Consider the following 369-nt stretch of genomic DNA (forward strand, 5'->3'; position numbering starts at 1 on the left):
TGCCAATGGATCTCGGCATGAAGGTCGGGGAACGCCTCGCGCAGGCTACGATACAGGCCCAGCGCACCGGCCTTGTCGGGCGTGCAGTTCGGCTGTGGTGTGTGGTCAAGGAAGTCGACCGAGAACAGCTCGTCGAACAGAGCCCAGTTTCCGCGCCCTTGTACTTCCTCGGTATTGCGGCGAATGACGGCCTTTGCCATCTCGCCCGCATTCAAATTGCTCATGGTGTTGCTCCTTGTCGGTTCGGTTTGTTCAAAGTTCGACGCCGCCGATGGTCATTCCACCGTCGACGACCAGCATCTGGCCCATCACGTAGCTGGCGGCATCGGAGGCCAGCCACACGGCGGCGGCAGCTACCTCTGCGGGATG

General features: G+C 61.5%; 2 protein-coding genes. Both read right to left on the reverse strand.

Annotation, left to right across the window (positions count from 1 at the left end; genetic code table 11):
* The coding region (locus ACSFA3_RS24950; protein ID WP_435508035.1) for an ester cyclase at positions 1-224 on the reverse strand (224 nt) is incomplete at its 3' end.
* A 28-nt stretch (positions 225-252) separates the two neighbouring features.
* A partial coding sequence (locus tag ACSFA3_RS24955) for an SDR family oxidoreductase (RefSeq protein ID WP_435508037.1) occupies positions 253-369 on the reverse strand: 117 nt, incomplete at its 5' end.

This window comes from Variovorax glucosi (assembly GCF_051216695.1).
Classification (GTDB): Bacteria; Pseudomonadota; Gammaproteobacteria; order Burkholderiales; family Burkholderiaceae_C; genus Variovorax.